Source organism: Monashia sp. HAY1-2A (assembly GCF_056755315.1).
The window spans coordinates 1-231 of record NZ_JBNDHY010000853.1; the positions used below are offsets into that span (position 1 = coordinate 1).

A 231-nucleotide genomic window follows, 5' to 3' on the forward strand; every position below is an offset into this window, starting at 1 on the left:
CTGGTGGCCGGTGCATTCCTCACTCCCGAGGGCAACTTTACCTTCAAGAATATCGGCGATCTGTTTACGCCGGGTATTATGAGTGCCTACTGGATCAGTATCCGCGTTTCCGTCGCCTCGGCGCTCGGTGGCGCGTTGATCGACTTCTTCCTCGCTTGGGCGGTCGTGCTCGGCGGTCTGCCGAACAGCGTGCGCTCGACGCTTCTGACCTTCTCCGGCGTTGCATCGAAC

General features: G+C 60.2%; 1 protein-coding gene. It reads left to right on the top strand.

Going from position 1 to position 231, the window contains the following annotated elements:
- Positions 1–231 (top strand): hypothetical protein (locus ACPYOM_RS24180; protein WP_481347931.1); only part of this gene is annotated, 231 nt, incomplete at both ends.